The 25,556-nt window shown below is 38.4% G+C and carries 19 protein-coding genes and 2 riboswitches; of the genes, 2 read left to right on the top strand and 17 right to left on the bottom strand.

The annotated features are described in order from the left end of the window. Window positions 1–112 precede the first annotated feature (112 nt). Window positions 113–309, bottom strand: a riboswitch (cobalamin riboswitch). A gap of 210 nt (window positions 310–519) precedes the next feature. From ACYVM0_RS17665 to ACYVM0_RS17740, 16 genes are all read right to left on the bottom strand, one after another. Next, a complete protein-coding gene (locus ACYVM0_RS17665; RefSeq protein ID WP_460559121.1) occupies window positions 520–2,454 on the bottom strand; it encodes a TonB-dependent receptor plug domain-containing protein in 1,935 nt (644 codons plus the stop codon). A 107-nt stretch (window positions 2,455–2,561) separates the two neighbouring features. Next, window positions 2,562–2,746, bottom strand: a riboswitch (cobalamin riboswitch). Between the two features lie 75 nt (window positions 2,747–2,821). Continuing rightward, window positions 2,822–3,274, bottom strand: a complete 453-nt coding sequence (locus ACYVM0_RS17670) for a DUF1569 domain-containing protein (RefSeq protein ID WP_460559123.1) — start codon at window positions 3,272–3,274, stop codon at window positions 2,822–2,824. 103 nt (window positions 3,275–3,377) lie between these two features. Continuing rightward, window positions 3,378–4,151, bottom strand: coding sequence for a CPBP family intramembrane glutamic endopeptidase (locus tag ACYVM0_RS17675; RefSeq protein ID WP_460559125.1), 774 nt, complete (start codon window positions 4,149–4,151; stop codon window positions 3,378–3,380). Window positions 4,152–4,303: 152 nt separating this feature from the next. Then, the gene (locus ACYVM0_RS17680) at window positions 4,304–4,948 is read right to left on the bottom strand and encodes a metal-dependent hydrolase (RefSeq protein WP_460559127.1); all 645 of its coding nucleotides are present in this window, start codon (window positions 4,946–4,948) and stop codon (window positions 4,304–4,306) included. A gap of 12 nt (window positions 4,949–4,960) precedes the next feature. After that, window positions 4,961–5,353, bottom strand: a complete 393-nt coding sequence (locus ACYVM0_RS17685; protein ID WP_460559129.1) for a VOC family protein — start codon at window positions 5,351–5,353, stop codon at window positions 4,961–4,963. Window positions 5,354–5,445: 92 nt separating this feature from the next. Then, window positions 5,446–6,207, bottom strand: a complete 762-nt coding sequence (locus tag ACYVM0_RS17690; protein WP_460559131.1) for a LytR/AlgR family response regulator transcription factor — start codon at window positions 6,205–6,207, stop codon at window positions 5,446–5,448. Between the two features lie 51 nt (window positions 6,208–6,258). Further along, window positions 6,259–7,308: a sensor histidine kinase gene (locus ACYVM0_RS17695; RefSeq protein WP_460559133.1), complete on the bottom strand. Its 1,050-nt coding sequence runs from the start codon at window positions 7,306–7,308 to the stop codon at window positions 6,259–6,261. Further along, entirely contained in the window at window positions 7,301–8,377 is a 1,077-nt protein-coding gene (locus ACYVM0_RS17700) for a LytS family sensor histidine kinase (RefSeq protein WP_460559135.1), read from the bottom strand. The genes ACYVM0_RS17695 and ACYVM0_RS17700 overlap by 8 nt, the downstream gene beginning before the upstream one ends. Before the next feature lie 583 nt (window positions 8,378–8,960). Further along, on the bottom strand, window positions 8,961–9,773 hold the full coding sequence (locus ACYVM0_RS17705) for a class I SAM-dependent methyltransferase (RefSeq protein WP_460559137.1): 813 nt from the start codon (window positions 9,771–9,773) through the stop codon (window positions 8,961–8,963). A gap of 125 nt (window positions 9,774–9,898) precedes the next feature. Beyond that, window positions 9,899–10,777 carry a helix-turn-helix domain-containing protein gene (locus tag ACYVM0_RS17710; protein ID WP_460559139.1) on the bottom strand — a complete coding sequence of 293 codons (879 nt, stop codon included), beginning with the start codon at window positions 10,775–10,777 and terminating at the stop codon, window positions 9,899–9,901. A gap of 154 nt (window positions 10,778–10,931) precedes the next feature. Beyond that, window positions 10,932–12,161 (bottom strand): hypothetical protein, encoded by a 1,230-nt coding sequence (locus ACYVM0_RS17715; RefSeq protein ID WP_460559141.1) that lies wholly within the window; start codon window positions 12,159–12,161, stop codon window positions 10,932–10,934. 44 nt (window positions 12,162–12,205) lie between these two features. After that, the gene (locus tag ACYVM0_RS17720; protein WP_460559143.1) at window positions 12,206–13,543 is read right to left on the bottom strand and encodes a hypothetical protein; all 1,338 of its coding nucleotides are present in this window, start codon (window positions 13,541–13,543) and stop codon (window positions 12,206–12,208) included. Between the two features lie 63 nt (window positions 13,544–13,606). After that, a complete protein-coding gene (locus ACYVM0_RS17725) occupies window positions 13,607–15,625 on the bottom strand; it encodes a hypothetical protein (RefSeq protein WP_460559145.1) in 2,019 nt (672 codons plus the stop codon). A gap of 8 nt (window positions 15,626–15,633) precedes the next feature. Further along, complete coding sequence (locus tag ACYVM0_RS17730) at window positions 15,634–16,665, bottom strand: hypothetical protein (protein WP_460559147.1); 1,032 nt, start codon at window positions 16,663–16,665, stop codon at window positions 15,634–15,636. Window positions 16,666–16,834: 169 nt separating this feature from the next. Further along, window positions 16,835–18,211, bottom strand: coding sequence for a hypothetical protein (locus ACYVM0_RS17735; RefSeq protein ID WP_460559149.1), 1,377 nt, complete (start codon window positions 18,209–18,211; stop codon window positions 16,835–16,837). 37 nt (window positions 18,212–18,248) lie between these two features. Continuing rightward, window positions 18,249–19,232 carry a CARDB domain-containing protein gene (locus ACYVM0_RS17740; protein ID WP_460559151.1) on the bottom strand — a complete coding sequence of 328 codons (984 nt, stop codon included), beginning with the start codon at window positions 19,230–19,232 and terminating at the stop codon, window positions 18,249–18,251. A gap of 163 nt (window positions 19,233–19,395) precedes the next feature. Between ACYVM0_RS17740 and ACYVM0_RS17745 the strand changes: the two genes are divergently transcribed. Both ACYVM0_RS17745 and ACYVM0_RS17750 read left to right on the top strand, forming a co-directional pair. Then, on the top strand, window positions 19,396–21,342 hold the full coding sequence (locus ACYVM0_RS17745; RefSeq protein WP_460559153.1) for a tetratricopeptide repeat-containing sensor histidine kinase: 1,947 nt from the start codon (window positions 19,396–19,398) through the stop codon (window positions 21,340–21,342). After that, the gene (locus ACYVM0_RS17750; protein ID WP_460559155.1) at window positions 21,342–21,956 is read left to right on the top strand and encodes a response regulator transcription factor; all 615 of its coding nucleotides are present in this window, start codon (window positions 21,342–21,344) and stop codon (window positions 21,954–21,956) included. Before ACYVM0_RS17745 ends, ACYVM0_RS17750 begins: the two co-directional genes overlap by 1 nt. Before the next feature lie 363 nt (window positions 21,957–22,319). Here ACYVM0_RS17750 and ACYVM0_RS17755 read toward each other — a convergent pair whose 3' ends face one another. After that, window positions 22,320–25,124 carry an outer membrane beta-barrel protein gene (locus ACYVM0_RS17755; RefSeq protein WP_460559157.1) on the bottom strand — a complete coding sequence of 935 codons (2,805 nt, stop codon included), beginning with the start codon at window positions 25,122–25,124 and terminating at the stop codon, window positions 22,320–22,322. Window positions 25,125–25,556 lie beyond the last annotated feature (432 nt).

Consider the following 25,556-nt stretch of genomic DNA (forward strand, 5'->3'; position numbering starts at 1 on the left):
AATTTGCTTAAAAACCTGGCTTTAGATGAAGGGTATAGTGCTGAAAGTGTGACACCGGCAATAAAGCGGCTAAAAACTTGCAGTACCATTGCTTTTCACCCGAAAGCGGTTACTTAGGTGCAGATTTCTGGCAGGTCTTCTGACTTACTCCGTTGTTTATTGCCTTCCCGTCAAATGTAACAGTGGCTTGAAGTTTAAACAATTTTAAGGAGCTTACAGCTACGGGGATAGTTCCTGTTTTTCACAGGATTCCCTTTTAATTCCATTTCAATTGTTATTAAAGCGAAAACCAAAAATCTGGTTGCAAAGTAAAGGAGAAAATTATTTTTGTGTTAATTTGTTATACACCTAATGTTAGAAACATTTTAGGAAAGTTGGAGAAGATTTTTTAAAGCATGAAACCCCGGATGAAACATCTTAAAAAGAATGCCCATCCGGGGTTTTAAAACAGTCATTCAAAGGGAATTATCTTTAAATGGGTGAACTATACGCCAGTGGCGGATTTACTCACTACTCTATCTACAAATTGAAGGTTACCCCGCCATTAATTAAAAATGGCATGGCATTATACCCCCTGAGATCGAAGAATTTTTTATTGGTGATATTCTGACCGTTGGCAAAGAATTTTACATTGCTGTTATACTTATATTCTGCATAAGCACTGAGGATAAAATAACTATCCAGTAATATATCTTCTTTCCTGTATCCCCCCACATCGTAGCGGCTGCTTACTGATTTACCGGTGATGCTGGCATAAATGGCTTTGGTAAACTGGTACCCGATATTACAATTGAAATTATTTTTGGGGCGGCGCAATAAATAGCTGTAGGTAGTGTCATGTGTATTTTTCCTGCTTTGTGTCTGTTCATCACCGGTAATTAAGGTATAGTTGGCTGATACACTTAAATTTTTTACCGGTTCTGCAGTAAGTTCCACTTCCACACCATCCACAATTTGCTTTACATAATTGAAATACTTAAAATTAATATTATCGTAATCGATACCATTTTTTATATCCCGGTGAAAATATACCACACGGCTGCTGATCTTTTCGCTGGATTGCTGTACACCCAATTCGTAGTTGGTAGATTTTTCGGGAGCTAATTCAGGATTGCCGCTGAATTTATCCAATAATTGAAAAACAGAGGGCGCTTTAAATCCTGATGCAATACTTCCAAACACCCGCCAGCTTTTATTTACAGCATAAGAAGGGTTGAAAGTATACGTACTATTGGTACCATAGCGGGAATGTCTATTGGTTCTTTCGCCAACTTCAACATGTAATTTTTTATTGAGCGCAGTAAAAAATAAAGAAGAATAGAAAGAGGTCTGGTGCAGCGAACTATCAGCAAAATTGCTGCTGTAGGGGCCAAAGCTGCTCAGCGAATAATATTGCTGGTTCATATTGCCCCACCTGTAATCAACACCTGTAATTACCGTTAACCATTTTGTTGCTGTAGTAGTACCAAACAACTCTGCAAATTGTGTGCGGCCACCATAGCGGTTGCTTTCAAACTTTGTTCCAAAAGGACGAACAAATAAACTGTCGTTGCGGTAAGTTCGTTTCAATTCACCGTATTGATAATTACCTGTAATATTTACAATGCCTTTTTTAAAATTTACACCAAAGCCTGAGCTGAGGTTACTGTTTTTTATGGTGTAATCTTTTTCATCTGCAAAAATACCGGCATCAATATCGGCTTTATACTGGCTGTGCATGATAAATGTTTTTACCAATAAAGAGGGTACTACCTGGTACTGCACCGCCGCACTGATCACATTGCCATCATAGCCATCATTATCAAAATTGTTTGCACCGGTGCTATCGTATGCAGAAGAAAAGCCATTGGTCTTTAGTTTTGCAAAACGTGTGGTGTAGGTAATTTTTCCTTCTTTACCATATAACTGCAGGTTATTACGGGTGGTATTTTTATTACCAAAGCCTGTGGTGGCTTTAACGTTGAAAGGTTTATTGGTATCTTTTTTTACCGTAATGATATTTACCACACCGGCAACAGCATCGCTGCCATATAAAGTAGACTGGGCGCCTTTACACACTTCAATTCTTTCCACATCGTTGATAGAAAAAAGATTCAGGTCAAATTCGTTGTTGATCATTGATGGATCGCTTACCGGGATACCATCCAGTAATATCAATGTTCTGCCCGATGAAGCGCCTCTTAAAAAAATGGTTTGCACACTACCCGGCGCATTGTATGCACCGTTAACGGTAATGCCGGCTTGCTCATTTAAAATCTGAGCCACTGTTTTACCACCGCTCTTTTCAATTTGTTCTTTAGTAATTACGGTTACTACCTTACCTGTCTGCGATTGTTTTACAGGTGCTTTGGTGGCTGTTTCCACCACCACTTCATTTAAAAGTTTTGTACTGTCCTGGCCATACGCCTGACTGCTGAAAAATACAGCAGCCGCAATAAAAAATTTTCTTTTCATTTTTTTGAAAAATTTTTGTTGTGACTGCTTCCGAGAAAATAAAAAAGAAAGAAATATAAATGCCTTACAGCTTTTACACTCCATGCCTTTCACCCGAAAGCTTTGAATGATTGTTGACAGACCTGGCAGGTCTTCTGGCTTACTCCCTGTTTATTGCCTTCCCGTCATTTAAACAGTGGCTTGAAGAACAAACAGTATACAGAGCTTACAGCTACGGGGATAGCTCCCGATTTTAACGGGATTCCCTTTTAATACCGATTTGACATCGGCAACCAAATCTGCTGCAAATGTAGGGCGTTTGATTTTTAGTTAGCGGATAATTTTTTATGCAGTGGGGAAAAATAAAATTGCTTTAGTAATAACGAAATTACAAATTAAATTGCCGCAGGTGATGGTCGGTATGTTTCCAGGCTGCAATACCCCATTCATTTTTATTCAATACGCCAAAAGCAGGATGTGGTAATTTATCAATAGCAACGTTTTCCGAAAATTTATTTAATGTTGCAATGAAAATTTGTTTTTGAGCATTGAATGATTCGGATTCCACTTTACCAGTGGTAATATTTCTTTCCGCAGCTTTCATATATTTAGGAAACTGAGGTACGATATACAACGCAAGAAATTTGACCAATTTCTTTTTAAAGCCGGGCTTGCAGTATTCAGTTTCTCCATCTAAAATTTGATTATTACATAAATTACAATGCAACAGCATTTCAGTTGCAGTCATTATACCCCATTGTGGCCGGGTATTACTATCTAGCCGGTTAACTCTTGCGATCATTTTCTCAATAGCAGTTGCATTAAATAAATTTTTTTGCATGATGTTTAGTGATTTGATGAACAGGTATTTTCTTTTTAATTTTTATTGAATGAAAAAAGCAGTGGCTTTTCTTGTTGCTGAATGACTGATTCCGGCAAGCCACTCAGGATAGTTGCTGGTGTAAATTTGTTAGCACGGCTGTTTTTTTTCTGCTGATAATTGCGGTAACCGGTATCAAAAGCAACAGAAATAAAATGTACACGTATAAACCGATTGCATGATGAACACTGTTTTCGGTTGTGATGATATTACTGGTGCTATGATAAACCATATTACCCGACCAGTGAAGCCCAAAAGTAAGCCAGATGCTTTTTGTATTTACAAAGGCCAGCATTAAAAAAACACCAATGATAAAGAGATAGGCCCATACATGCCAACCATCCTGCAACCTGTAGATATGGTTTAACACATACACAAGAGCCGAAATAATGATGAGTAAAACCCGGCTTATTGTATTATGCAGAAACCTGTACAGGTATGCCCTCGTAAAAATATCCTCCGATAAGGAAGTTAATGCAGTACCAAAACCCAGGTAACAGAACTGCATTATAAATACTCCAAAGGATGGCATATTTACGATATGTTCCACCTGCAATTTTATACAGGTAAAAAAATACAGGCTATAAATAAAAAAGCCGGCTATTAAACCATACGCTAGTTGGCGCATAGCTTTTTTATTTATTGCAAGCCCCCATGCACTAAGGCCTTCACCCGTTTGCCAGCGGGCAATTATCCATGCTGCAATAAAGAAAACGCCTTGTAAGGCCAGCAACCCGGCTGCACTGTTTTTAAATAACATCATATATTCTGCAGCATGGTAAATGCCAAAGAGGATAATAAAACCGGTAATGATCTTGGCAATGGTTAGCTTTTTCATATCATAATTTTTATACCACAAAATGACAACAGAAAACGATTTTCAGAAAATGAATAACGACGGATGCCGGTTTTTGGCAGATGAAATAAAAAAGGTTGCCTTAAGTGGCAACCAGGTACTATTCATTAAAGCTCTTTATTTCCAATAAAAAATCAAACCCTGTTCCTATCTGCCCACCAGGCCCATAACACCAGCAACCACTGTGATAATCCTACAATCGCTATCGGCTGCACAGCTGTTGGTGGCGGGCCAAATACATTCATTATATGAATGGCAACAAGAAAAATAATAAGTGACCAGAAAATTGTTTTGCCTTTTTTATTTATTGCTGTAGTTGAATTTATATACAGATAAACGCCTGCTGCAAAAAGCATCAATTCTATTGCTAATTCCAGGTATTTATAATTCCACAGGCCGAGACCTGTTTTAGTTTCGGCAAATGGAGTAACAGGAAGATCAGGAATATGCACCAGCCAATCGAGCACCCAATGGCTTAATACCAGGGTACCGGTAAGCAGGGCACTTTTCCAATTTTTTTTAACCAAAAAATATACGGTTGCAAATAAAACGGCCCATCCCAGCACAGCAAGCAGACTGTGAGATACCGGGTAGTGTGTAAAGCTCAATGGTATGGTAGCAGATGAATCCGTATTGATGGCTACTTTTTCTGTTCCGGTTAAAAGCAGCACCGGCCATAACAGGTCCAGCCATTGTGCAGCCATAAAACTAATGCCCAATGAAGGTTTGTTGTCGGCTTTTTTAGCTGCCAATGCAACTGCAAAATGTCCAAGAAACATAACTTTATATTTTTATTGTTTATAAATTCCATTGAATAAAACAATCCGCCATCCATCCGGGTCTTCAAATGTTTCACTCTTATTTAACCAGTACGGATTCTCCGGCGCTACAGGAGCGTATCCTAATGATATCAGTTTTACAATCGCCTCATTATAAAGTAATGTGGTTTCAAAATACAATACCAGTAAATTATCTTTTGTTGGTGCAGGGCAAGGGCTTGGGTTTTTATATTGTGTAAATTCCAGGTGATATTGAACACCCGGCAAGCCAAACATCACACCGTCATATCCGGCATGATTTTCAAATGAGCCGATAATGGGTAATTCCAGAGCATCATGATAAAACCGCACTACTTCTTTTAACCTGTCAGTTGGCCTTGCTATTCTGAATTGAGTTGCTTTCATTTTATTAATAATTAGAGTAGATAAAAACTAATTAAGCCTGTTATATATTACATTATCAGGACAGACTTATTTTTTAAGGTGAATACAATGCATCATTTGCCTAACCATTCTTTAAACTCTGCTACTTTATCCAGGCTAATAAATACTTCCTCTTTGCCTGCTGGTATCAGATCAACCTTCAATTTGCCCTTGGGGTAAACATGAATGTTGCTTATTGCCTGCAGTTTCACTATCATCTGCCTGTTGATACGGAAAAAATCTTTGGGGTTTAGCATCAATACCAGTTTATCCAAACTATAATCCACCGGGTACCGCTGATTATCTTTGGTAACCAAAAAAGTTATTTTTTCGGCGCTATAAAAGTATTGCACCTCAGCAAGCTCCACGGTTTTTAATCTTGAGCCCACTGAAATAAGAAATCTCTCTTTATACAATGTTTCTTTAGACTGAATAGCCTGTATCAAAGCACTCATATTATCCTGTTCCTCCGCAGGGTGCTCATGAAATTTCTTATACTTATCAATAGCTTTTACCAGTTCTTCATAATTAATTGGTTTCATTAAATAATCCACACTATTCACTTTAAAGGCTTTGATCATGTACTCGTCATAGGCAGTGGTAAATATCACCGGCACTTCCAGGTTAATGGTTTCAAATATGCTGAAACTCTGGCCATCTTCAAGATGGATATCCATAAAAATCAAGTCGGGATCAGGATTGTTTTTAAACCAGGTAACAGCATCACTTACTGATGGTAATATGGCCTGCACCTCAATTGCAGCATCATATTTATTTATCATGCTGTCCAAACGCTGTGCAGTTAAAAATTCATCTTCAATAATTACAACTTTCATTGGTTTAGTTTTAGCGTATTAATAATCACACATTATGCATCATAAAAAAATTCAAGCCGGTTTATTCAATGGGATAATTACATTGAACCAATTATCATTTTGAATTACCTGAACCGGATCGTTGGTTACGTAGGCTACCCTTTTGGTAATATTATCTAATCCAATACCTGTTGATCTTTCTTCTGCCTCTCTTGGATTAAAATTATTTTTCACTTCAATTGCCTTATCATGGGCAGATATTTCTATTATCAATGGTTCTGCCACCGACATTTTATTATGCTTTACAGCATTTTCCACCAGCAGCTGTAATGTTAATGGTGGTAATTGGAATATTTCAGGTTCAACGGATATGTTTTTTTTAAGTTCAATCTTTTTCCCAAATCTTATTTGCAACAAAAAAAAATAAGCCTCCAAAAAACTGAGTTCTTCCTTAAGACTGATCAATGCCGCATCTTTTTGCTCCAGTATATATCGATAGGCCTTTGATAACTGAATAATAAATTTTTCGGAGGTTTCAGCGTCGCTGTGTACCAATGACGATAAAACGCTTAAACTATTGAAAAGAAAATGGGGGTTTACCTGGCTTTTTAATGCCAGCAGCCTTACTTGTGAATATTCTTCCTGCAGTTTTTCTGCCTGCGCAGATTTTATGAGCATCAACTCATAAAGTGCAAATGATTTTTCCAGTATATAAATAAATAATGCTCCCAGCAGGTTAACACTGATATTCAGCCTGAATTGCATTTGTCGAAAAAGTTCGGAAGGGCTTTTATAATTATCCCTGGTGACCATATAAACAGCGTACAAAAAATAAAAACTACCTGCGAATATTATAATTAATTCAGCCAGCTGCCTCACCCAATATGTTAATCCCGGCAATTGTATTTTACCCCACAACCAGATAGTGCCATAAATAAAAAATGCCAGGAAGGCCATCACTCCACTTGTTACCAAAATATCAGTGGCAAGGGTCCAGGGTTTTATGTCATGATTGATATAGGCAAACAAAGAAGGAAACAGTATGCTGATAACAATCATAAGTACCACGGTAAATTTTAGTACCGGCAGTTTCCTGGCTTGTATTGAAGGTTTATTAATCATGCTGCTGAATTAATTGCACCGTAATGGTTTGTTGTTGAGACAGATCATCTTTTACGATAGAGATTTTTGTATTCATTTCCTGGTACCGTTGCTGCAGGCTGCTGAATTGCTGCTCCAGGTGTTTATTAATAATCCCCTTAGGCTGTTGATTAAAGTGCACCAGAAGAGTTTTTCGCTGAATTTCAATTACAATTTTCAGCGGCTGATTTACAGACATGGTATTACTGCCAATGATATATTCAAGTATGATCAAAAAGCTATGCGGCAACATGTATAAGGGTTCATTTAATACTTCACCTTGTTGCAAAATGCTTACTTTACTTCCATATCGTTGTTCAATTAAAAAATTATAGTTGTTTAAAAAATCAAATTCTTCGGCAATCGGAACGGCTTCTTTTTCTCTCTGATCGAGCAGGTAGCGGTATGTTTTTGATAATTTCTCTATAAATAACTCCGCCTTACCTGCATCTGTGTACACAAGGGATGTTAATGCACTAAGACTGTTAAAAAGAAAATGCGGATTCAGCTGGTTCTTTAATGCCTCAAATTGCGTTATAGCATATTCCCTTTGCCATTGTAATACTTCAGTTTGTTTTTGCCTGAGGTTATTAAATATCCTGAAAGCAGTAAGTAAACCATACATTACCACAATAAGACTTTGTGTTACCAGTAAAATATTACGCAACTTCCTGTCTAAAGAAGCTACATCATCTTCCGGAACAACCACTGTTTTTATAAAAAGATAATGAAAACATTTATTGATCACAAAGCCCACAAGCACTACTACCATTAACTCATAAATGTATCGACGTAAGGAAAAACCGACAGCTGGAAATTTTTTATCAAAAAAACGTATGGCGTAATAAACAAAATACATTACAACTATCATTTGCAAAAGAATCAAACTGCCTTCCCTGATCAAAGGTTTTAATTCCCACCCGGTAAAGAAACTTCCTGTATTGATAAACCTTAATTGTATAAGCAGCAGCCAGAAAGCAGTAAAGCCGGATAACGGTAGCCAGAAATGCACACTTGAAATAATTTTTTTTATGTTTTTAGTGGCAGGCATATAGGCTAATGCAAATTATAAATTTATTATTTTAATACGGCAGGTTAACAAGGGGCATTGATAATTTTTCTGTAGTCATTATATCCACCGCTTCATTTTTTATTGGCGGCAGGCCCTTCATAATGGCCTGCTAAATATAAAAAACAAACACTATTAGGAAGATGGCTATCGCTGTAAAAATAAACTGCGTTGCTTTTATGATGTAAATATCAGGCTGTAAAACAGGTTTTGCAATCTGAAGTGGATGAATGACGTAAAATAGCGGATAAATACAGTAATTACGGGTACTGAAAAAACCGTTCTCTTTAAAACAAAAGCCCCTGCCTGAATCAATTCTTCAGACTGGGGCTCTAAAACTATTAGCGGTAAAGTACCAGCAGCAATTAATTCAAGGCAGATGATGAAAATCTTATAGCTACACAAAAAATAACGGCCTGCCACTCTTTCTTTTCGTCCATTTCAACTGCCCCAACAAGGTTTATATAAGACCGGTATCTGGCAAATTCCGGCCAATATTTTTTTATTCAGAAAATAAAGTTCGTGAATTACACAACCCTTTACCGGCGCTCATTAAATCCTGCTGTCAGCAGTTCACCATTACCCTTAAAAAAGTAGCCGGAATTACGGTACTGTTGGCATCTGAACTCTGGTTGCAGTTGTTAAATAAAGTTTGTAGTTCCTGCTCCAGTTGCTGTGCCTTACCATTTTTTTCAGCCGCTTCAAAAGCATTCATGGTAGGGCCGTAGTAATTTTTAAAATTATGCAGGAATGCCTGCGGCGGATACGATGCATTGAAGGTAAAAGTATCCCTTGTAAATGAAATATTTTCTTTTGGTATTCCGGCATTGGCAAAACGTTCTGCTACATGCTCCTCAACACCCCATAGCATCGGGCTGATAAAACCTTCCGGCGGCGGCGGTGTATAGGCAGAACTGATCTTTAATATTTGTGCCACTAATGTCGGGTCACCGGGTATCCAGTTGCCCATCACAACGCGTCCACCCTTCCGCGTTACACGAACCATTTCTTTTGCCACATCAAATGGTTTGGGGGCAAACATTGCGCCGAATATGCTGACCACGAGGTCGAAGCTTCCGTCTTTCAATTCGTTAAGATCGGTGGCGTCGCCTTCTTTAAAAGTACAATTAGCCAGGCCTTCTTTTTTTGATCGGGCATTCCCTGCTTCTACCAGGTTTTGGGCAATGTCAACACCTAAAACATTGGCACCCAGCTTTGCTTCGGGTATTGCAGTGGTACCGTCGCCACAGCCCAGGTCAAGTACATCCATACCTTTTGCAATTGCCAGTTTAGATACCAGCAGGGTACCGCTTTCTCTCATGGTTTCGGCAATACGGGTAAAATCACCCTTTTCCCACAATGCTTTGTTTGGATTCATTTGATAAAATTTAAAGGTTTACAATTCGATCTTATTCAACACGAACATGATCAAGTACAGCCCAAAATTATTTCTTTAACCATGCCATTGTATTGCTGCAGCGTTCATTCTTTTTGCTGAAAAGTTCAGCTGACCGGCAACTGTTTAAATGCCAGTGGGGTCATATTGAAGCGCATTTTGAATGCACGGCTGAAATGTGAGAGATTTTCAAAGCCACTTTCAAAAGCTGCTTCACTTACCTGTTTATCCCTTTTACCCAACAGAAATTTTGCATGGAGCAATCTTTTTTCCATGAGCCATTTACCGGGCGTGGTAGCAAATATTTTTTGAAAATCTCTTTTGAATGCAGAAAGGCTGCGGTTGCTCAACAGGGCATATTGTTCCAGTTTCAGGTTAAAACAATAATTGTCATTCATCACTCTTTCCAGTGATAAGGATTGCGGTTCATTGACCAGGGAACAGAAATAAGACAGCGCTTCTACATTAGCCGGATCACCTGCAATATTCAGGATAAGCTCCCTGAATTTGAGTTCTAACAGTGAGCTGTCAGGAGCTGTGGTACTGGAAAAATAGGCATACATAGAAGTGAAAAAAGACCGGAGCGTTTCACTTGCATTCAACCTGAGGACAGGGCTATATGTTTTATCTGTCTTTACAAGTGGTATGGATTTGTTTTTAAGTGTATCGCAAATAAATTCATCAGGTATAAAAAACAATACCAGGCAAAAACCGATATCAAAAAACTGTTCCAGTATCCACGCTCCTTTTCTAACCAGCACGCAGTCTCCGGCCCCAATTTCGTAGGCCCCCTGTGCCGTGTGCCATACTTTTTTACCTTCCAGTACATAAAAAATATAATTCTCATGGCTCCACAGGTCGGCAAATTTATTTTTCATCAACCTTGCTTCTGCCGGGCAGTTAAAGATAGTGATCAGCGATTCGCTGCAGGTTAACTGCCTGCAATATTGCGGATAGCTTAATACTTTTTCCTGGAAATTAATCATACCTTTTTGTTAGCCTTGTAAAAGTAATAATTACAGGGAAGATAGGGAAATTGAAAACTTAACTGCCGGTATCAAACTATTTAAGTCCTGCCACCCCAAAAAAAGTATATCACTCAGTAAAAACTAAAATTATAATGGTACTATGCCATTGCTTTTATTCCAGCATTTTCTTCACCGCATCCAGTTCAAAATTTTTAGTAAAGTTGTTTACCATCCTTATTGATGAAGGCATGGACACATAACGAAAAGCAATCGTTACAACACAGGGGCGGGCCGTAGCTTGCGCCGTTGCTGTTTTAAAATACCCAGGGTTATATTTATAAAGCGATTCGCTTTTGCTTTCACCACTGTAAAACCCCCAAAACCTGTTATAGTTCGTTCTTTCAGCCAGGTTGGCTTTATAAGTTTGTGAGGCATCTTCAATACGGTTTATCACTGCAGGAGCAGCCAGCCATTCTCCGTTGTGTTCGCTTAATGCCTTTTTAACAACAGCAATTTTATCTGTAACATCAGCTTCCCAATTGCTGTACAGCTTTATGCCGCTGTTATGCTCACTTATCAATTCCGGGATCAGCTTTGAAAAATATAATTTTTCTCTTTCGTAATATTCCAGCAGGCTTTCCAGGTATTCTTTGCGGCTTACCGGCAGCAGCACTGGCAGGTTATTTTTCTTTATAAACCAATAGCGATAAATATAATTGCTGCGGTTGTTTGGCCTGGCATCTTTTTCGGGTACATCCTGGAAATAATTGTTGCCGGTATTTATCGCATCTACAAGTGCCTGGCTGTTGCAACCCATATAAGTAAATAGCGGTATCAATTGTGCCTGTACATCAACAGGCTTATGATTTTTCCAATCTTTATACTGAAAGCCGAGATCATATTCACCCATACTGCTGCCAAAAGAGTTTCGTAAAAAGCGGTCCAGTGTGTTAAGTGGTATTGCGTTCACGTATACCCGTAAAACAGAACTGTACTCACTATTTCTTACTGATTTTCCTTTTACACAAAAAAATTCATGCAGGGCAGATTGAAAAGTATATTTACCCAACCTGGTATTGCCAAAATAGTTATAGCCTTCAGTAGAATAAACGTTTTCCCAATTACCGCCGGTGAGATTAAAACCTGTATGACTTTTTTGTTCAATAGTTTCTATTTGTGCCAGCGTTTGTCTGGCCATGGCTTTATCGCCAGGCGTAGTCATGTTATTAAAATATTCCGCTCTTACTGCAGGCCAGGGATATTCAGCCGCAGTTAAGTATTTACCGGGAATTGCATCTAAGTCTGCATTGGTTTTGCAATCCTGCGCATGGGCCAATTGCAGCAATGCAGTTAAACAAAACTGGGTAATCAATAATTTTATCTGAGAGATTTTTGTCGCCATTGCTTACTGTTTTATTGATCAAACCTGTTATTCACTTCACCTATTTATTGCAGCAATTTTCTAAACCCATCCAGGTCGAGCTGGTTAATAAAGGATTCATTTACTCCCGTTAAAAATTTGTCCCCTGTTCTGAAACGGTACATCACATCTATAAGAGCAGGTTTGGCGCCGCCTGGCGGATATTTTTTCAGGTATTCCGGGTTGACCTGGTACAATTTTAAACCTTCGCTGCCGGTATAAAATTCTGTGAAGTAAAAATTACCGTATATTTCTTTTGCACTGATGTTGCGGTTGTAAGGCACAATAAAAGCCTTATTATCTCCCTGAACAATTGCCTGCTGGTTCAGCCATTTTTCATCTTTCGATTGCAGCAATTTGGTCACGGTTTGTTTTTTCTGCTCACTGATGGTCAATATATCTTTGACAGCTTGTTCCTGTATAGCCTGTTTGTCTTTTTGCCCCTGCAAATAGCTGCTGTTATTTTTCTCTGATTCTATTATTGTTTTAGCCAGGTTCTTTATCCTGTCCTGCATATTCGCCACCAACTCAGGTTTTTCCCGGTCATAAAATTCAAGCAGATCGGTAAGAAATTTTTTCCTGCTTACAGGAATAAAAAAAGGAATATCGGTGTGCATAATAAAGGCATGGCGAAATATAAAACTAACGGTACCCATTGCCACAAAGCCATTGCTGCCATTCCAGCCATACCCTTTACCAGATTTATTTTCAAGCACCAGTCCCTGGCTTTGGGTTAGTTGATCACCTACTTCTTCAGTGGTCAGATCTATAAAACCATTGCCGTTATTGATTGCATTCACCAGCCTGTTATCTATAAAAGCACAGTAATTAAATACAGCAATAAAGGGTGCGTTGATATTCTGGCTGTTTTGAGGAATTTTATAGGCAGCAGCTTTACCCTCAAAAGAATGAAATGACGTTTGAAACGATGGATTCGCCGTTATTCTAAGCACGCCCTGGTATTCATCAACGATGGCCAGTTTATGTGTTTGTATATTACAAACAAACTGATGAAAGCCCAGGTTGTACATGTATGTATTCGTGATCGATTGGTTGTAAAATGACTTTGAATTCATTGCAAAACTGGCTTTTGCAAGCCCGCCGGTAAATTGCAGTTTGGATTTGCATACGTTTTCAAATGCCGTCATCATTTTTTTAGCTTTGGCCATTTCGGTTGAAGTAAAACCCTGTGTGCCTCCGCCCATTGCCCCGCCAATATGGTTATCCCAAAACCGGCTCGGTTCATTTTGCACCGATTCATCAGTGCAATCCTTAGTGATTAGTTTCTCCCATGCTTTAAAAGTAGTTTGTGCCTGTGCAACAAATGCATAAAGCGTAAGGCTGATAAAAAATATTTTTTTCATTATGATCATTTAAAATAACTACTAGTTGTATTGTTGCAATTCTGTGCTGTCAAAAAAAAATGATTATTCTTTAGGAGAGAGCGATAATATTTTTATGTCCTGGCCTGCATGAACGGCATCTATATTCAATCCGCTGGCGATACTCATTGTTGCAGTAGCACTTTCTTCTCCAATAACCACCGGCCCGGCCGATGCTTCAATACCGCCTGAGCCACGTATCCCCAGATCGCTGGGAATAAAATCACTGCCAACAGTAATAAACATTTGTGCACCGATGCTGCCCCCTAAAAACGGGGCCTCTATATTTCCACCCATTCCCATGGCAATAGTAAATTCGCCTGTTTTATAATTTTTAGAGAGACTGCCGGTAACCAGTTCGCCGCCTTCAATACTCCAGCCACTGCAGCTTGCTCTGAATGCGCCTGCGCCTAAAGCTATCTTATAAGAGAAAGGGCAATTAGCAGGATTTTCACTACCATTCAATTCAGGCTTTTTTGCAGCCACCTGTTTTTCGCAATCATACACAATAGTATGTGCCACATCCAATGCCTGCAGGTTTCCATAATCGTCTACTGTTTTCAGTAAGCTATGTGCATATTGATAAAATTTTTGGTTGTACATGGTTTGATTGACCAAAAACTTATTCCAGTATAATTGTTGATTGGTGTAATCGTAGCAATCAAATATATACCTGCTTACAAATTCATCAACGAGCTCTGTTGATTTCTTTAAATAGTCATTCAACTCCTTCTTCATAGCCTGGCAAGCTTCAAACGCATCCGGCAGATCGATACGGATTTGTTTTGTTTTTGCTTTTAATTCATTCTGCATTTTATCGATCTGTATGCGAAGACTGTTATACGCCGGTACGATACGCATGGCAAGATCATTGAAATACAGATCAGCATGGGCACTCATAAATCTTGCTTTTTTTGCCATAAAAGCATTACTGGCATATCCGGCCATCATCGACAATTTTTCATTATTATTCATTTTGGCTGTCTGTGCATCAAAGTCGGTGTTGGCCTTTTGTAACTTTCTTACCCAGTCCTCTTCTGAACGATGTATCTGTAATCTTTTTTCAATGGATTCCTCTACTTCTTCAAAATTGAAAGCACAGGGGCGCACCTTATATTTTTCAGGGGAAAAGATATCCGGCACTTTCACTCTCATAGAAGTATAATTCAGTTGGATATTTTTTTGTGCCGCCAGTTTTTCCAAAGTTTCAGAATATCCGTTCTTCATTGCTTTCTCAATATAGGGAGCGGCAGCAGCAGGATCGGAGCTGTTGGCCTCAATAAACCCCATGCCACAATTAGCCGAAACATTTTGTGTATTAGTTGCCAGGGCACGCATAAAACAGGCTTTCGCTTTATCCTTTTCACCTAATGATAAATAGGACTGCCCCATATTGCTCAACAATATATCCGACTTAAATTTGGTATTCAGGTATTCCAACAGCGGTAAAGCATATTGCGGATATCCGGACTGGTGAAGAATGGCCGTTACATTTTCCTGCGATAAGGCAACATCTTTATTGATGATGGCCACACATATTGCCGCATATACCGACGCCTCAATATTTTCTTCCATAAAAAATAAAGTGGGCACGTTATTAAGCTGCGTTGCATCATTCTTATATTTATTCATAAGCAGGTCAACATTATTCTTACAGGCCTGCGAAACTTTAGCAGCCACTGATGTCTTCAACCGGTTCAGGTATGTTTCGTATTGAAGGGCATTATTGATTTTAGGAAGTGCACTCAATAAAGTCAATTGCTTTTCCGGCATTGCTGTGCTTTGGCTTTTAGCAAGTCCAAAGGTATTTTTCGATGTAGTTGCTTTATTGTTATTTACCTGCTGTACAGCATTATCCATCTTTTGCCCTATGCCATATTGATTGAGTAAACTGTCATAATTCTTTTTGGCTTTTGGGTCCATGCCTGATGTTTTCTCATTCAGCTTCTTCATAGCTTCAGCCAACCGCTTTTTATCAGCTTCCATTTGTTCTTTAGATGGCTTTTGAGAAAAAGCTAAAGCAGATAAGAATACACACAAAAAGAAGTTGGTTATTGTTTTCATCTTAATAATTATTTTATTCCGGATGGTAATATTGCCGATTTGCCAGGCGCTGTTTCATTGTAATAAGAAATTTTACCTTCGCCTTCCTTTTCGGTGCGGCCGCTACGTTGCAGGATGAGTGCATTCTTATCCCCGTTTTTACCAATGGTGAAACTGTAAGTGTATTGTTCTGACTTTCTTCCACTGGTTTTATTTTTTTTGCCCCAGGTTTCATTAATGGCACGATTGGTTACATCGCTGTTGCCGTTTGATGTTTTTCCAACTTTACTCCATTCTTCATTTTGCCCTTTAGTTGGAGTGATAGCAAGTTGGTTGCTGTTTATTGAATAGGTTCCTGTTTCGTATTCCAGTGTTTTAGTATCATTGTAATGAGAGGCACGAACTTTTACAAAACGATAAGTACCATCTGCATTGAATTTATATTGCGTAGTGGAAAAACCTCCGGTATAATGGCCCGTCATTGTTCCTGCACCCGTGAATTTTTCTGATGAACTGCCTTCCCATATTTTTCCTGCAAGTGGCGAATTGATTGTATTGCCTGCTGTTGTACTTTGCGAAGCTTTTGACAACTGCAATGAATTTAAAAATGCCAGCAACTCCTTTTGATATTGTTTTGTATTGGTCATCAATACCACACTTACCGTTTGTTTGCCACCGGTAGTAGTTAATAAAGTAGCCGTACCTTTATTAGCCCCATCAGTATAATCTGCACTACCAGAAATAACATTCCATCCATTTTCATTTACAGGTGCCTGCATAGTGGGTTCGCCATTTACCTGTACCGAACTTTTCACCAGTTTAATCCAATCAGTATTAAAATTTTCATTGGCAGATGCTGTGGATGCCGTTGCTTTGGTAATAACTGCAATAGCATAGGTGCCTGTTTTTTTATCACTTACAGAAAGTTGCAGACCTCCTTCATTTTGCTGCTGCTGCCAACCTTCAGGCAAGACAAATGAAACAACATCGAAAGTTTGTTTTTGCGCACATGCGGTTATAACAAAAGCAATAAATAGGGTTAAGATTAATGCAGGTTTCATCTTTATTTTTTATGTGGTAAAAATACTTTGAGTCACAAGGCAAATCAATCATTAAAAAAGATCATTTTATCAGATCCTGCATACATGATGTAATATTAATTGTGGTACAAAGATTTTATTTAACCGGTAGAGCAACTGGTTGTTTCCTTTATTCAAATTGGCATTGTAATCAAATCTTATGAAAAGGAATGAGGGTTTCTATTTTGTTCTTATCATAATCATATTGATACAAACCCATAACATTACTCCACTCATTATTGCCATATTTTTTGGAATAAAATCTGGTGAAGTATTTTGTAGTTGAGCCGGAAACGGTTTTTCTTTCCAGCACATTTCCTTTAAAGGCAAATACACCTTCGCTTTTAAATTGTTTACTCTTAATTAAATCATTATAATAATCATAACCGACAGTGTAAGATGATTGTGTTAACACATAATATTTTCCTTCTGCTGTGTAACTGGTAGCAGCAATTAAACTATTTCCGTATGACCCGCTGCCTGAAGCCCATGTACCTATTAGCTGTTTTTTATAGTCCACATTTTTTCCGGCAACACCATTTATTTTTAAAGTGAATAAAAGAAAATTCAACGCCATTTCAGATTCACTGCCCAATATCTTATCGGCCGAATTAATCACCGCTACATTTGCTCCTGCCTGTATCAGCAGCACGGTACCTTTTATAACATCACCATTGCCTCCTGCACTTTTAGTAATGCTATTGCTTAACATATAATAAGGCAAACCCTGGCTGGTAACCCCTTTTTCATGATCCCCCTTTTCAAACAAAAGGTCGTTGGTGCTGTTATACAGGCTCCAGCCATCAAAGACCTCAAAGAAAATATGTTCCATATCTTTTTCTAAACTGCCCGATGATTTTACCATATTCATAAACTCAACAATTCTTTTTCCTGTAGGTGTATTTTTTTCCAGCGTCAAACTATTTCCCCCTGCATTTAAACTCCATGTAGGCGGAACCGTGATGGAATAAATGTTTTTGTTTCCTGAACCGGTTGCAGCATTTGTTGGAGAAACTGAGTTTGTTTTGTTGTTAAGTGCAGTTGCCGTTTCGTTCAAGTCTACGCTTTTTATAAAATCCAGTATTTGGTTTTGATATTTTTCGGTGTTGGTCATAATTAGCACGTTCGCCATTTTGCCGTTGCCTGTAGCGGTTATCAGTGTTACTAATCCTTTATTGGCGCCATCAGTATAGCTGGCTTGTCCCGACAAAATGCTCCATCCTTTTTCAATAGCCGGCTCCTGCATGGTTGGTTCTCCGGAAACAGATACAGTACCTTTTACTAATTTCTCCCAACTGTTATTAAAGTTTTCTTCTGCCGATGCCGTGGTTGCTGCCGAACTTAAAACAATAATAGTTGCATAGTTTCCTTTACCATCGTTTTTTGTAGACAGTTGTATGCCTGTTGGCATTTCTGTTTTATCCCAACCTTTAGGTATAGTATAATTTAATACATCAAAAGTTTGTTTTTGGGCAAATGCGGAAATGGAAATGAGTGCCACGAATACAACGGAAAATATTTTTTTCATATAATAGATGTGTTTATAAAACCTTTGAGTAATGGTACTACGGTTGGAGTATTGAGAGTATGACGCTGTTATTGCTCAGATCCTGATCTCCCGTTTTATTATCAGGATCAAGAACATAAGTAAATACTAATGGGCCGCCACAAGCACCGTGATAACCGTAAGCCACTCCTGAGGCAGTAAAAACCTGTCCCGGGCTGATAATGTTACTTGGAAAATTTATATTAAGACGTACAGAAAAGCCGCATACTGATGCCCCGCAACTTGCCTGGGTTACATTTCCTAATATTATTGGGACTGCATAACCAACGTATCCGCCCCCATTAACACAATCCCAATATTTAAGTGCATTCAAATCAATATTGGTAGTTCCTATATTGCCAATGGCACAGCTGACACCGTATTCTTTATTAACAGCATTATACTCAACTTTTAAACCAGCTATCGCTAAATCTTTGGTCTTAGGAACAAAACGACCAGCAATAGATACACTGGCGGTGTTATTGCCTTCATTTGTTTCTGCAATCAAATTATTTGCATCTGCTTTAATAGAATAATTGTAAGTACGGTTTACAATTAAAGGTTGTAATGGATTTGATATATTCATCCGGGTTACTTTATACGGAAATACAGTTGAATAAACCCTGTCATTCCATTTTTCTCCGGAATGAATTACAGATGAAGAATTATTAAACAAAGATGCTATTAGTACAAAACCTCCCAGGGGAGCCCCATCTAAATAGGATTGAATAGTAATACCTTTTATATCTATATCTGCTATCCCTGTATTAGCAACTGAAAAATAAACTTTCACATCAGTGTTGGTGTTTGTTGAGTTGTCTACAACACTGTCAATTAATACCGTTAAATCTTTCGCCGGATTGAGATTTATTTTAGATATGGGTTGCTTTGCTGCTCCTGATGCCGGCAACGCCTGTTTAGGAGTAATAGTTGAAATCTTAATTTGTGTTTTAGCTTCTATTACGTTTATAACAAGAAAGGCTAAAAAAAAGTATCTTTTCATTTTTTAACTTTTATGCTGTAAAAATAATTGAGTAGTGCAGGCAACACAATCATTAAAAAAGATGATTTTTCAGCAGCATTCAAAAAATCATTAAAAAGAATGATACAAAAAAACAGGTTTATTACTTATTTTGTAATCGAAAAAAACTATTCATGAAGCTTATATGAAGCAACTACTGTTATACACTATTGGGTTTTTAATTGTAAGCATCAGTGCAACAGCGCAAAGTGCAGTAAATAAAGACAGCCTGTTGCAAGTGCTGAAGACAGCAAAGGAAGACAGCAATATGGTAAACCTTTTACTTAAAATCAATGCTGCTTACAATAATGATGGGCACATGGACAGCGGACTTTTGTATTTAGAAAAAGCGCAACAATTGGCAGAGAAAAAAAATCTTACTGCATTTATTCCCCGTATTAATACTGCATATATCCAATATTATTACAACAACAGCAATTACAATAAGTCGAAGGAGTATGCTTTAAAAAATTTGGCTATTGCCGAAAAGAATCACGACGATGTGTTGATGGCAAAAGCTTATAATAACCTTACCGCTGTATATAATCATTTTGGGAATTATAAGCAGGCTGTTGATTATTCATTAAAATGTCTTGCATTATCTGAAAAACTCAAAGACAGCATCAATTTTGCAGCACGCTATGCTACCGTTTCCAACACTTATCTTAACCTAAAGCAAAATGATAAAACAATTTTTTATTCAAAAAAAGCCATTGAATTAGCATTACAATTTGATCAGAAAGAGGAACTGTGGGCAGGTTTAAATAATATTGGGTCTGGTTATTCAGGCCAACATAAAATGGACAGCGCTATTTATTTTGGCATGAAACAATTGGATTTTGCAAAAAAAGAAAATTATACGGAAGGTATCATTTATGCATCTATCAATTTATCTTATAGGTATTTTTTAAATGGCGACTTGCAAGGCGTAGAAAAAACATTAGCTATACTGAACGAATTTGAAAACCAAACTGCTGACACAACTATTATTGCTGAAATGTACGTTGCCAAAGCGCTTGCGCATATTTTAAAAGGAAATTATACCCCTGCTAAAATGTTATTAGACAGCAGTATTGGTTTGGCGATAAAAGTAAAAGCAGAGAGTGCATTAGGAAACGCTTACAACACTTATGCAAAGTTGTATTTTATGCAAAACAAAGTGAAGGAAGCCGAAAACTATGCTTATAGATATGATTCCCTACAAAGTGTGGCTAACCTGAAAGAATTGAATTTTTATATTGAGGATTTAGGAGTTCAATACGAAACAGAAAAAAAAGAAACGCAGATAAAACTGCAACAGTCGCAACTAAAACAAAGGTCCATTCTAAATTATTTTTTAGCTACAGGAATCTTTGCGCTGCTGCTTATTTTCCTTTTGGGTTACCGCAATTACCGTAACCGTCAAAAATTACAACAATCAAAAATTGATGAACTGGAATCAGAAAAGAAACTCACCGCCACCGAAGCAGTACTAAAAGGCGAAGAGCAGGAACGCACCCGGTTGGCAAAAGATTTACACGATGGATTAGGGGGTATGCTGAGCGGTATAAAATATTCTTTAACCAGCGTGAAAGAAAACCTGGTAATGACACCCGGCAATGCGCAGGCTTTTGAACGGAGTATTGATATGCTCGACAGTTCTATTAAAGAAATGCGCCGCGTTGCACATAACATGATGCCGGAGATATTGATAAAATACGGACTGGATACTGCCTTGAAAGAATTTTGCAGCGAAATAGACCACAGTGGTGTTATTCATGTAAATTACCAGTCTGTTGGTATGCAAAAAGCGGTAATTGAGCAAACCACGGCTGTAACTATTTACCGCATGGTACAGGAACTGGTAAACAATACTATTAAACATGCCCGGGCAGAAAATATACTGGTGCAACTACATCAATCTGCACAGGAAAAACTACTGGCTATTACTATTGAAGATGATGGACAAGGTTTTGATACCAGCATATTAAACCAACCGGGAGGATTAGGCTGGCAGAGTATTAAAAACCGCGTAGATTTTTTAAAGGGAAAAGTTGACATACAATCTTCTGCGGGTAAAGGCACATCTGTAATGATTGAAATTATAATTTAATGAAAGCAGGCATATTTATAGTAGACGATCATTTTATGGTAATAGAAGGTATCCGCTCCTTACTATACAATGAAAGAGATATCGAATGGCTGGGGCATGCTACCAATGCCGCTTCCTGCTTAAGCTTCCTTAAACAACAGCAACCGGATATCATACTGATGGATGTAAACCTGCCAGACAAAAGCGGAACAGCATTGTGCAAAGAGGTAAAACAATTATACCCTGCAGTTTTAGTATTAGGGCTCAGCACATTTAATCAACAGGCCATCATCCGCAATATGATGGATAATGGTGCATCGGGGTATGTATTGAAGAACGCTACAAAAAATGAATTGCTGGAAGCCATAGGCATGGTACTGAAAGGCAATACTTATTTCAGCAAAGAAGCAACCCATGCATTGAAAGCATCTCAAACACAGCAACCACTGATCACCCGGCGTGAGAAAGAAGTATTGCAATTAATTGCCGAAGGATTTACCAATAGCGAAATATCGGAGCAGCTTTTTATCAGCATTGCCACCGTAAATACACATCGTAAAAGTATTTTAGAAAAATTTGAAGTAAAGAATACGGCTACCCTTATTGGCAAGGCAACAAAGATGGGCCTCATTTAAATTTAGAGTGCCTTTACCTGCTTTGAACTGCTATATTTTTAAGTACAGGATCTGGCCAGCCCGTTTTTATTTTTGCGTGAGCTGAAACAAGGCTGCGTCGGGCTGGTACATAATATCCGTAAAGTCCCCGACAAAAATAAAAAAGGACAAACCGAAGAGCGTTTCAGTTTGTCCGGAGAAGTTAGCTAAGTTAAACAGATTCCGAATCGTTTTATGGCTGATTTGAAGAGGCTTGCGATACTATTTACCGGATAAAAATCTCATACCGTTTCTTTGTTACCTGTAGCGCTTCAGTTAGGCTACGCAAGAATGCATAGAAAATTTTGCCTGGCCTCCCGGGCCAATTATTTTTTGCACCACAATTTAAAACAACGACCACTTTCCGCCTGCAGCTGTTTTCTTTGCGCCTGCAGGCCTCAGGTTATAGGTGAAGGTGCTCAAAAAATACTGCGCCAGCACATCTCCTTTAGAAAAGAAGGCTGTATTTTGATTGGGAGACATGTACACATTTTTCCCCTGGTTCAATATATCATTTGCACTTATCCTCAATACTGCTCTTTCATCTTTAAAGAAAGTAAAATTTACTGCAGCATTCCATAGGTATATCTTTTTCAATGCCGGTTCTTCAAACATATCGTTCGTGATCAAACGCAATCTGGTATCGAATATTACATGTTTTATATAACGGACTATCACCTCTGTACCGATCGTTTGGCTAAATGTTTTGATGTCTTCAAAACCAGCATTGCTGTTCCTTACAAACCGGTAACCAAAGGAGTACTCCTGGTTAAGCTCCAGCTTATCATCCCAGTTAAATCCAATACCACTCCAGAAATTACAATTCAACCTGTTTTGCAGGCTTCTAACGCCATTATAGTAAAAATAATTTTGAACATATTCAGTCCAGGTACCAAAGTTCCATGGGATCATAAAATTCCTGGCATTCCTTTTATTCTGGTACAAACCAAAATTAGTTGCCACACGTTTATATCCATTTGCATTTACGGGGTATACGGTTTGTATACCACCCTGGTCTAAAGTAATACTATCTACTATCACATTTTTCGATTGCGAGGCTTCAAACCACGACCATACACCCAAAGTGCTTTTAGGGCTATACGTGTTCAAAGTTATACGTACCCTGTCTTGTAACGCCGGCTGAAGATCAGGATTACCCAACCTTGTCATATAAGGATTGCTATTGTTCAATACCGGTACCAGGTTGGTGTAATAGGGTAACACTACATCACGGTTATACGAAAGCGATAATTTTTTATATACAAAATCAAACTGTGGCAGCATATTACGCTGCTCCTGTATGATGGACTGATTTAATGAGTATATATTATTCTCGAATTTTTGAGACTGGTAACGTATGCCTGGCCGGAAAGTAAAACCTTTGTACCGGTATTCAACTCCTCCGGAAACGCTGTACTTATTGCTTTCCCTGGTAAACCTGCTGCTCAAACCTTTGATAGGGTCATTGGATTTATTGGCAAAAGTGCCAACCTTGTCATCCAGTTTTTCATAATCGTAGCGTGCACCTAACCTGAAGAAAAAGTTTTTGATCAGCGGTTCGCTGTAATTACCGGCAACGTTAGCCGTCCAGGTTGGTACCAACTCATTACGAAATTGATTGTAAGCGGTGTCTTTGCTAACGGGCTGCAGATAGGCAATGGTAGCATTTGTATAGTCGTCCCTGTCTCTTTTGCTCCATCCCATGTAATGTGTAATATTCAATCGCCGCCCTTTTTTACTCCTGGAAAGTTGGGTAAATAGTATATTATGACTATACATGCCGGTTTTCAGGTCACCGGTATTATTTACAAAACCGTTATTTAAATTCCCAAGAAAATTATTGACGCCACTTCTGTCATCATTTTTTTCAGATGTGGTTCCGGATAGTACATAGTTTAAGCCAATGATGAGGTTTACAGTAGAGTCGGGCTTTAAATTGGCACCGGCTCCAAACACATGCGAATTACCGATCTCGGTGTATTGTTGTTTTGAAAAATTACTTATTACGGTATCTTCTTTATAGATATCAGTTCTGTTCTCCGTTTGCACATCTGTATGAACACGTCCATAAAAATACTGGCCGTAGACAGATCGTTTATTGCTGGGCGAATGGTTGATGTTAATACCTACGCCATCGCTTTTTGTGATGCCGCCGTTCCGTGACTCTCCACCAAAATTGATATCATTGATGCTGAACGAGGAACCGTAATTGCTGGTATTATTATTATTGTTAGAGTTGCCTCCCATCGTTTCTATCGAACGGCTGATACCCATTGTTTGCCGCATATCAGTTACACTAAAGCCGGGGCGGTTAAGATTATTGGAATAGCCCATTACACTTACCTGCAGGGTATCCCTGAAAATATTTGCTATGGCTCCCATTTCATACCGGCCACCCTGCGGCCCGCCACCGCCACCGGCATAGGCTTTACCGAACATGCTTTTCTTTATGCCCTTTTTTAATGTAAGATTGATCACTTTGCCTACATTGTTTGCATTATCATCTCCATTACGCAACATTTCTTCTTTATCATCCGTTACCTGTACTTTATCGATTACCTGGGATGGTAAATTACGGGTAGCCATCTTTGGGTCATCGCCAAAAAATGTTTTGCCATCAACCAATATCCTGTTTACAGGTTTGCCGTTAACCATGATATTTCCATCTTTATCTACCTGTACGCCAGGTAATTTTTTTAAAAGATCTTCTACCAATGCATTGGGCAATGTTTTAAAAGCAGCTGCATTAAATTCAACCGTATCCTTTTTAATTTTAACCGGTGGCCGCTCTGCGTATACCACCACTTCCTCCATTGCTGCGGAAACGGGAGACAGGTAAACATTGCCAAGATCTAAAACAGGCTGATCGTGTCTAAGCATAAACTCTTTCCTGTACCCACTGTAACCACTATACGAAACTACCACTCTGCAATTCACATCAAACGGTAAACCCGGAATTTTAAATTCACCTTCAGGGTTACTTAACCTGTAAGTAATAATGGCAGTATCAGCTGCCTTAAAAACAGTTACGGTAGCTAAACCCAGCGGTGTTTTTGCTGTACTGTCTATCAATTTTCCCTTAAGTGTTGCCTGCGAAAAGGCTGTTGTGCAAATGGCTATGCACATAAAAAGCAGTAAAATGTTTTTCATTTTTTTAATTCAGTTGTTGAATGGCTATATTAAAAATGCTATACTTATAATTCGCAGTGCGGCAAAACTACACTTAACGAATACAATTATAGGGACAAGACGATATCATATATGTTGCATAGTAACGTAGATATTTATAAAGAGTGGTAAGTGTGCTTGAACCATCATAAAGATTGAACAAGAGTAAAATTTTTTGATTTAATGTGCCCGTTAATTAAAATTGCCTTATCTGATGCTGTATGCAATAGTGAGGGCCAATAAAATAAGCGGTTCAAATCCGGTTTGCTATTGTTCGAATCAAAACAATTTTAAAATCTCATTTTAGGGCTGTATTTGTTGCCGGTAATGAATTTGAGGCTGAAATTCTTTATCTACTTTAATATGGATTTGGGCTGACATGAAAAAAGCCTCGAACCGTCTGTAAACCAGTAC

The sequence above is a fragment of the Ferruginibacter profundus genome, from assembly GCF_054783275.1.

Excerpts from the sequence above, each read along its gene's own strand:
- ACYVM0_RS17720 (WP_460559143.1), bottom strand. The coding sequence starts at position 13,543 with ATGAAAAAAATATTTTTTATCAGCCTTACGCTTTATGCATTTGTTGCA.
- ACYVM0_RS17700 (WP_460559135.1), bottom strand. The coding sequence starts at position 8,377 with ATGCCTGCCACTAAAAACATAAAAAAAATTATTTCAAGTGTGCATTTC.
- ACYVM0_RS17740 (WP_460559151.1), bottom strand. The coding sequence starts at position 19,232 with ATGAAAAGATACTTTTTTTTAGCCTTTCTTGTTATAAACGTAATAGAA.
- ACYVM0_RS17715 (WP_460559141.1), bottom strand. The coding sequence starts at position 12,161 with ATGGCGACAAAAATCTCTCAGATAAAATTATTGATTACCCAGTTTTGT.
- ACYVM0_RS17680 (WP_460559127.1), bottom strand. The coding sequence starts at position 4,948 with ATGTTTCTTGGACATTTTGCAGTTGCATTGGCAGCTAAAAAAGCCGAC.
- ACYVM0_RS17665 (WP_460559121.1), bottom strand. The coding sequence starts at position 2,454 with ATGAAAAGAAAATTTTTTATTGCGGCTGCTGTATTTTTCAGCAGTCAG.
- ACYVM0_RS17670 (WP_460559123.1), bottom strand. The coding sequence starts at position 3,274 with ATGCAAAAAAATTTATTTAATGCAACTGCTATTGAGAAAATGATCGCA.
- ACYVM0_RS17710 (WP_460559139.1), bottom strand. The coding sequence starts at position 10,777 with ATGATTAATTTCCAGGAAAAAGTATTAAGCTATCCGCAATATTGCAGG.
- ACYVM0_RS17695 (WP_460559133.1), bottom strand. The coding sequence starts at position 7,308 with ATGATTAATAAACCTTCAATACAAGCCAGGAAACTGCCGGTACTAAAA.
- ACYVM0_RS17725 (WP_460559145.1), bottom strand. The coding sequence starts at position 15,625 with ATGAAAACAATAACCAACTTCTTTTTGTGTGTATTCTTATCTGCTTTA.
- ACYVM0_RS17690 (WP_460559131.1), bottom strand. The coding sequence starts at position 6,207 with ATGAAAGTTGTAATTATTGAAGATGAATTTTTAACTGCACAGCGTTTG.
- ACYVM0_RS17730 (WP_460559147.1), bottom strand. The coding sequence starts at position 16,665 with ATGAAACCTGCATTAATCTTAACCCTATTTATTGCTTTTGTTATAACC.
- ACYVM0_RS17675 (WP_460559125.1), bottom strand. The coding sequence starts at position 4,151 with ATGAAAAAGCTAACCATTGCCAAGATCATTACCGGTTTTATTATCCTC.
- ACYVM0_RS17745 (WP_460559153.1), top strand. The coding sequence starts at position 19,396 with ATGAAGCAACTACTGTTATACACTATTGGGTTTTTAATTGTAAGCATC.
- ACYVM0_RS17685 (WP_460559129.1), bottom strand. The coding sequence starts at position 5,353 with ATGAAAGCAACTCAATTCAGAATAGCAAGGCCAACTGACAGGTTAAAA.
- ACYVM0_RS17705 (WP_460559137.1), bottom strand. The coding sequence starts at position 9,773 with ATGAATCCAAACAAAGCATTGTGGGAAAAGGGTGATTTTACCCGTATT.
- ACYVM0_RS17735 (WP_460559149.1), bottom strand. The coding sequence starts at position 18,211 with ATGAAAAAAATATTTTCCGTTGTATTCGTGGCACTCATTTCCATTTCC.
- ACYVM0_RS17750 (WP_460559155.1), top strand. The coding sequence starts at position 21,342 with ATGAAAGCAGGCATATTTATAGTAGACGATCATTTTATGGTAATAGAA.
- ACYVM0_RS17755 (WP_460559157.1), bottom strand. The coding sequence starts at position 25,124 with ATGAAAAACATTTTACTGCTTTTTATGTGCATAGCCATTTGCACAACA.